General features: G+C 43.3%; 6 protein-coding genes and 4 tRNA genes. 3 read left to right on the forward strand and 7 right to left on the reverse strand.

Annotation, left to right across the window (positions count from 1 at the left end; genetic code table 11):
* The 5 genes from ACF8EG_RS15650 to ACF8EG_RS15670 all read right to left on the reverse strand — a co-directional run.
* Window positions 1-263, reverse strand: a 263-nt coding sequence (locus tag ACF8EG_RS15650) for a GTP-binding protein (protein ID WP_245398261.1), incomplete at its 3' end; no start/stop codon positions are given.
* A gap of 103 nt (window positions 264-366) precedes the next feature.
* Window positions 367-442, reverse strand: a tRNA-Thr gene (locus ACF8EG_RS15655).
* A gap of 13 nt (window positions 443-455) precedes the next feature.
* A tRNA-Gly gene (locus tag ACF8EG_RS15660) sits at window positions 456-530 on the reverse strand.
* A gap of 35 nt (window positions 531-565) precedes the next feature.
* Window positions 566-650: transfer RNA gene (locus ACF8EG_RS15665), tRNA-Tyr, on the reverse strand.
* Window positions 651-686: 36 nt separating this feature from the next.
* Window positions 687-762, reverse strand: a tRNA-Thr gene (locus ACF8EG_RS15670).
* Between the two features lie 206 nt (window positions 763-968).
* Here ACF8EG_RS15670 and coaA point away from each other — a divergent pair.
* A complete protein-coding gene (coaA, locus tag ACF8EG_RS15675) occupies window positions 969-1892 on the forward strand; it encodes a type I pantothenate kinase (RefSeq protein WP_069505378.1) in 924 nt (307 codons plus the stop codon).
* 6 nt (window positions 1893-1898) lie between these two features.
* Here the strand turns inward: coaA and birA are convergent, their stop codons facing one another.
* On the reverse strand, window positions 1899-2864 hold the full coding sequence (gene birA / locus ACF8EG_RS15680) for a bifunctional biotin--[acetyl-CoA-carboxylase] ligase/biotin operon repressor BirA (RefSeq protein ID WP_065765377.1): 966 nt from the start codon (window positions 2862-2864) through the stop codon (window positions 1899-1901).
* A complete protein-coding gene (gene murB, locus ACF8EG_RS15685) occupies window positions 2861-3904 on the reverse strand; it encodes a UDP-N-acetylmuramate dehydrogenase (protein ID WP_045544888.1) in 1044 nt (347 codons plus the stop codon). Before murB ends, birA begins: the two co-directional genes overlap by 4 nt.
* Before the next feature lie 100 nt (window positions 3905-4004).
* Between murB and ACF8EG_RS15690 the strand changes: the two genes are divergently transcribed.
* Both ACF8EG_RS15690 and pssA read left to right on the forward strand, forming a co-directional pair.
* Window positions 4005-4433: a GNAT family N-acetyltransferase gene (locus ACF8EG_RS15690; protein ID WP_029840152.1), complete on the forward strand. Its 429-nt coding sequence runs from the start codon at window positions 4005-4007 to the stop codon at window positions 4431-4433.
* A gap of 74 nt (window positions 4434-4507) precedes the next feature.
* Window positions 4508-5848 (forward strand): CDP-diacylglycerol--serine O-phosphatidyltransferase, encoded by a 1341-nt coding sequence (pssA, locus tag ACF8EG_RS15695; RefSeq protein ID WP_020904497.1) that lies wholly within the window; start codon window positions 4508-4510, stop codon window positions 5846-5848.
* The last annotated feature ends 501 nt before the right edge of the window (window positions 5849-6349 follow it).

The following is a 6349-nucleotide window of genomic DNA, read 5'->3' on the forward strand; positions in this document are numbered from 1 at the left end:
TAGTCAGCGTGTCCTGGACAGTCAACGTGTGCGTAGTGACGTGATGGAGTGTCGTACTCAACGTGTGAAGTAGCGATTGTGATACCGCGCTCACGCTCTTCTGGAGCGTTATCGATAGATGCAAAGTCTTTCGCTTCACCGCCGTAAACTTTAGCTAGAGTAGTACAGATAGCTGCAGTTAGAGTTGTTTTACCGTGGTCAACGTGGCCGATAGTACCAACGTTAACGTGCGGTTTCGTACGTTCAAATTTTTCTTTAGACATGAGTGGTCCCTCTAGGTACGGATTTTTGGTGGCCCAAATTGACCACGCAACCAAATAAAGATTATTGGTAAATCTAATATCAAAAGGAGATAACTTTGAGAGCTGGTGCTGATAGGCAGACTCGAACTGCCGACCTCATCCTTACCAAGGATGCGCTCTACCACCTGAGCTATATCAGCACTCAAATTAGAGTGGAGCGGGCAGCGGGAATCGAACCCGCATCATCAGCTTGGAAGGCTGAGGTAATAGCCATTATACGATGCCCGCAACACGTAACTCTGAGAGCTATTTCCTAAAGAATATGGTGGAGGGGGACGGATTCGAACCATCGAAGGCAGTGCCGGCAGATTTACAGTCTGCTCCCTTTGGCCACTCGGGAACCCCTCCAAATTTTTAAGCCATTCTAACTACTAAAGGAAAGAATGGTGCCGACTACCGGAATCGAACTGGTGACCTACTGATTACAAGTCAGTTGCTCTACCTACTGAGCTAAGTCGGCATAAGTGGTGCGCATTCTATTGAATGATTTTCTAGGTTGCAATAGCTATTTAAAAAAAAGTCGTAAAAATCGTTTTTTTAGTTTCAATTGCTGCAAAATCATACAAACCTCGCTTTTTAAAGCAAACTTTCGTGCTTTGTCGTTTGCTTTGCACGGTGCTTGTTGTATGTTCTTGCTCTCTACTAAACCAAGGATAAAAGAGACCCATGAGTCCATTTTTGTCATTTGACCGTGCCGAGTGGGCAGAACTGCGTAATTCTGTTCCGATGACACTCTCTGAAGACGATCTAAAGGCGCTTCAAGGCATAAATGAAAACCTCACTATGGAGGAAGCGGTAGAGATCTACCTTCCTTTGTCTCGTCTACTCAATTTATATGTACAGGCTCGCCAAAGTCGCAACTCTGTTCTTCAGCAGTTTCTAAATACCGAGGAACACGCTCCGCCATTTGTTATTGGCATTGCGGGTAGTGTGGCTGTTGGAAAAAGTACAACAGCTCGTATTCTTAAAGCACTGCTTTCTCGTTGGGAAAATCATCCCAAAGTCGCCTTAGTTACAACGGATGGCTTTCTGTATCCCAAAAAGGTTTTGGAAGAGCGCGGTATCATGCATCGCAAGGGTTTTCCCGAATCTTACGACATCAAACGTTTGGTAGAATTTGTTTCTGATGTAAAGGCGGGCAAGCCAAATCTTGAAGTACCTGTTTACTCACACATCACATACGACATTACTGATGAGCTAAAAAAAGTCGACCGACCTGACGTGCTGATTATTGAAGGCTTAAACGTATTACAAAGCGGTATGGACTACCCACATGATCCACATCGAGTATTTGTATCTGATTTTCTTGATTTCTCAATTTATGTTGATGCGGAAAGTGAAACGATAGAGCAGTGGTATGTCGAGAGATTTTTGAAGTTTCGCCGCGGAGCTTTTACTAAACTAGGCTCCTACTTCAGCCACTATACGCAGCTGTCGGTCGATGAAGCGAAAAGTAAAGCGAAAGAAATTTGGCGCAATATTAATGGACTCAATCTGGAATCGAACATTCTTCCAACCAGAGAAAGAGCCCATTTGATCCTCCACAAAGGTGTTAACCACCTTGTCGACAAAGTATCGCTAAGAAAGTAAAGGGGCTCAGTCCCCTTTTCTCAACGAAATTTCTCCGCCAATGTAGGTTTCCAAACCATTTTCAGTTTTGAGCACCACCCCACCCTGTTGGTCGATACCTTGTACCACTCCGTGTATTTCTCTCGGTCCCATAAGAAGCTTAACCGGTCGGCCGATAAAGTTGTCCAAACGATTCCAACGTTCAACAAAACCACCCAGTCCAGTCAGTTCATATTCTTCTAACGCGGCTTTCCAATGTTTGATAAGACGTATCGCCAATTGAGTTCTATCGATACTCACTTCATTGGAAATTTGGTTGAGCGTTATCCAGGGTTGATCAATACCGGGCTGCACATCAGGCATGCCAATATTTAATCCCATTCCAATCACTAAGTGAGCTGCGCCTCCTGCTTGACCAGACATCTCCACTAAAATACCGGCTAATTTTTTATCTTGATAGTAGATGTCGTTTGGCCACTTAAGCTTAACACCTTGGATACCGATACTTTCCAGTGCTTCGACTGCTGCAATACCCACGACCAAACTCAATCCCATTGCGGCTGCCATACCCGCATCTAAACGCCAGTACATAGACAAATATAGATTGGTGCCAAATGGCGATATCCATTGACGTCCGCGACGACCGCGCCCCTGCGCCTGATATTCAGCGATACAAACTCGCCCTTTATCGGATTCACTGACTTTCTCTAACAAATATTGATTCGTTGAATCGATCACGGAAATCAGTTCTACCGGAGTGCTAATGGCATTTTTCAGACGAGTTTCATCGAGTAATTGAAGAGGATGAGCCAGTTGATAGCCTCGTCCTTGGATACGATAAATATCCACTCCCCAATCATTCAACCCTTTAATGTGCTTTGCAATTGCCGCTCTAGAAATGCCCAGTTGTTGTCCAAGCATTTCACCTGAATGAAAACCGCCATCGCTGAGTGTTTTAAGGATATGTAGCTTCACTGAGTGTTCTTTTCTCATTGAGCCGCCTCAATCTTAGCGAGATTAGTTTCACCTTGACGATTCATAAAGCGCACTTCGTGTTCGAGTTCAATTTGGTACTTATCCCACACCGCCCTTTTCACCAGAGAAGCAAGTGCAACCACGTCATCAGCACTGCAGTTGTCGACATTTGTTAATACCAACGCTTGTAAAGGGTTCACCTGAGCACCGTTGACTGAAATACCTTTCAAACCACACTGGTCAATCAGCCAACCGGCTGCCACTTTCATTCCCTCCTTTGCAGGGTAAGCCACCATGTCGCTATGCTTTCGAATGAGTTGATCATAATGATCTTGGCTGATCACAGGGTTTTTAAAGAAACTCCCTGCGTTACCGACTTTAGCTGGGTCTGGCAGTTTCTCCATACGAACTTGGCACACACGTTCAAAGATTGCATTTGGACTTAATTCGTTTTCAGGGATGTTTTGTAACGGCCCATATTGATTCTTCGGCGTCCATCGCTTCGGCAGCTTCAAGCCAATGGCTGTGACAAAGCATTTTTGATATAGATCATGTTTGAAAACTGAATCTCGATACCCAAATTCGCAGTCTTCCGCACTCATCCGCCTCGTTTTTAAAGTCGTCAAATCCAATACATCGACGTAGCTACAAAGATCTTTTAGTTCAACCCCGTATGCACCGATGTTTTGGATCGGAGCTGACCCAGCACAACCGGGAATCAAAGCTAAGTTTTCGATCCCGCCCATACCTTGGGCAACACACCAAGCCACCAAACTCGGCCAGTCCTCCCCACCTTGAACATGCAGAAGATAATCTTCATGGGTTTCTGAAACCGATTTCCCCAAAAGGCGGTTAACAATGACGAGACCATCAAAATGTTCAGTAAATAGAACATTGCTGCCTTTACCCAAAAACAACTTCGGCAGACCTTGAAAAGCAGGATCATGATAGAGGCTGATTACATCATCTATCGAGTCAACAATAGCTAAGTAGGAGCAAGTCTGCTCGATACCAAAAGTGTGAAAAGCCTTGAGGCTTGCGTGTTCTTTAATTTGCATAGTGATTTGCAACGCCAGATAAGATTCTCTTAAACTGGGCACATTCTACCCCAGTTAACTTTTAACCGCAGTGACAATACCTAACTCAATAATCATAGAAGTGTTAAATCCGATCAAACTCCCTTTGATCAAAAAGCTCTATAAAGCCCATTACCCCTCCGGGCGAGCCAAAAAAGATGAACTCATCATCACAGCCAGTCTTGAGGGTATGATCGCCGGACTACTAAGATTAAAAACCGTAGAGCAATATCGCTTATTAACAGGCATGCTCGTCATCCCAGAAGTTAGAGGCACAAACGTTGGCCACACTCTGCTAGAGCATTGCGAGAACAAAGTTTTCGAAGATGGTGATTATTGTTTCGCTTTTAGCTACTTAGAAAAATATTATGCTCAACATGGTTTCGAAACCATTGACAGTCATGAGCTGCCGAACTCCTTAAAGATTGCCTTTCAACGTTATGTTGATAGCGGCAAAGATCTCATTCCAATGCAATTTATCCCTTCAAAGGTTTCAAAGCGTGCGCTTTAGTAGCCAGGGAAATCATATCTTTGGTAAAATATAAGGTTCGCAATATTGCACTAAAATAAGGTACTCACACCGATATGATAGTAAATAGGAATCCATTCGAGCAGTTGCCTAGTCTCGCAATCAATCCTGAAGACTTTGATGTTCTGTACTCTGCAGAAACATTTCGAACTCGTCTTTTAGATGCGATCAGCAAAGCAACGTCACGAATCTACCTAGTCGCTCTATATCTGGAAGATGATGAAGCTGGGCGTGAAATACTCACTGCACTTTACGAAGCCAAGCAGCGTAATCCAGGATTAGACATTAATATCTGTGTTGACTGGCACCGAGCACAACGCGGCCTTATTGGTGCAGAAACATCAGAAGGCAACTCAGCGCTTTATAAAGCGTTTGCTGACCAATACCAACATGCCATCCCTGTTTATGGTATCCCCGTTCGCGGTCGAGAAGTATTTGGTGTACTTCATTTAAAAGGCTTCGTCGTCGACGATACCGTGATTTACAGTGGCGCTAGCCTTAATAACGTTTATTTGCAGTACCATGGTCGCTATCGATTTGATCGCTACCATGTTATTAAGCACAAATCCCTTGCAGATACGATGGTGAACTTCGTTCAAAATGAAATGATTGCTCACCCTGCAGTAAACGACTTGGCCGATCGAGATAAGCCGGAAACCAAAGAAATTAAATCGGCAATTCGCCAACTTCGCTCTTCTCTTGCTCAAGCCAACTATCAATTTGCCCATGAGGCAGCAGCGGAAGATAAAGTAAAGATCACACCTCTTGTTGGTCTTGGTAAGCGTCGAAACTTACTAAACCAGCAAATCGTCAAGCTACTAGCAGCAGCAAAGAACGAAATTTTCATCTGTACGCCATACTTTAACTTCCCTAAATCAATTCACCGGGAAGTAAAACGTGCGATGAAACGCGGAGTAAAAGTAACGATCGTGGTAGGAGATAAAACCGCGAACGATTTCTATATCTCTCCAGAAGAAGATTTCAAAACCATTGGTGGTCTTCCTTACCTTTACGAGGTAAATCTACGCCGCTTTGCCAAAGCAAATGAGGCGAACATTGCAGCTCGCAAGCTTTCAGTGCACTTATGGAAGCATGAAAACAACAGCTTCCACCTAAAAGGTATCTGGGTTGATAAACGATACATGCTGCTTACGGGTAACAACTTAAATCCGCGTGCTTGGTCTCTCGATCTTGAAAATGGTTTATTGATTCAAGATGACTACGCAAACCTTACTCATAAGTTTGAAGATGAAGTAGCCAGAATCCTTGAACATACGCAGCTAATCTGCACTTACAAACAGTTGGAAAAAGTCGAAGATTACCCGCTTGCTGTACAAAAACTCGTGAGAAAAATCACTCGCTTAAAAGCTGACGGTGTTTTAAAGCGCATCCTTTAAATATCTTACGCTTATTTGTCTTTCGAAAGCCCAACTTATGTTGGGTTTTTTTGTACACGGCAGATCAAGTGATTTCTATTTTTCAAAAGACATATCTCACCCTGAAGACCCCCACACACTTTTTAAACATAAATACAGAGCGAGTATTTGATTAGTTCTAAGCACCTTAGAACGGCTTAAAAAAATACTTATTAAAGGATTGAAACTGGACTTACTCTCGAAAAAACAGACAAAGGTAGTTAACACACTATCGAATTCGCATGCTTAATCTTCTAAGTTGAATCAAACCAACAAACTCATGTTTCCACTACATGATTAAGTAAGCAATATCGACAAAATGGAAATTGAGAAAAACGAGTCCTGTCTAGACGTTATGAAAATCATAATTAGGAGGAGAGTATTGGAGATGAATACGGCACTTTAAAATGACTAGCTAATCTTTCATGGCGAAGCTAGTAGGATTGAACTCAACCGAGAATAGTCTTTCGACAGCCCCTAAAA

It is taken from the genome of Vibrio sp. YQ_11, from assembly GCF_043103065.1.
GTDB classification, from domain to species: domain Bacteria; phylum Pseudomonadota; class Gammaproteobacteria; order Enterobacterales; family Vibrionaceae; genus Vibrio; species Vibrio parahaemolyticus.

Bases quoted from the DNA above. Each gene is read 5' to 3' on its own strand.
- coaA (WP_069505378.1), top strand. From the start codon at position 969: ATGAGTCCATTTTTGTCATTTGACCGTGCCGAGTGGGCAGAACTGCGT.
- birA (WP_065765377.1), bottom strand. From the start codon at position 2,864: ATGAGAAAAGAACACTCAGTGAAGCTACATATCCTTAAAACACTCAGC.
- murB (WP_045544888.1), bottom strand. From the start codon at position 3,904: ATGCAAATTAAAGAACACGCAAGCCTCAAGGCTTTTCACACTTTTGGT.
- pssA (WP_020904497.1), top strand. From the start codon at position 4,508: ATGATAGTAAATAGGAATCCATTCGAGCAGTTGCCTAGTCTCGCAATC.